This is a genomic window from Vibrio sp. 811 (genome assembly GCF_033339195.1).
In genome coordinates, this window is sequence record NZ_JAWOUB010000870.1 from 1 (window position 1) to 536 (window position 536).

At 50.4% G+C, this 536-nt stretch carries 1 protein-coding gene; it reads right to left on the bottom strand.

The annotated features are described in order from the left end of the window. Positions 1 to 100 precede the first annotated feature (100 nt). A partial coding sequence (gene eda, locus R7Q46_RS29860; protein WP_318078680.1) for a bifunctional 4-hydroxy-2-oxoglutarate aldolase/2-dehydro-3-deoxy-phosphogluconate aldolase occupies positions 101 to 536 on the bottom strand: 436 nt, incomplete at its 5' end.

Sequence of the window (536 nt, forward strand, 5' to 3'; positions counted from 1 at the left end):
TTCCATCTAGGTTCCTTAACCATGTGAGTGAATGTGAATGCAAACGAATCAGCCCTCCACCGAGGGAGGGCTGGGCACTTTATTCAATCGCTAAAAGCGATTACTCATTTACAAGCGCAACCGCTTCGCGAGTTAGGCGTGCAAGCTCTTCCCAGTTGCCCGCTTCGATCAGTTTCTTGTCTACCATCCAGGTTCCGCCACAGGCCAAAACGCGTGGAATCGCTAAGTAATCTTTGATGTTCGCAGGGTTAATGCCACCAGTAGGCATCAGTTCGATGTCGGTGTAGGGCGCAAGCAGTGATTTCACCATGTTGATGCCGCCAGAAGCTTCGGCAGGGAAGAACTTCAAGGTAGTTAATCCCATTTCCAACGCGGCTTCAACTGTGCTTGGGTTATTCACACCCGGTACGATATCAATGCCGATTTCTTGGCACGCTTTAACGGTATTTGGGTTAAAGCCAGGCGATACAATAAAGGTTGCGCCTGCTTCTTTTGCTGCAATTGCTTGCTCGCGGTTTAGCACCGTACCGGCGCCA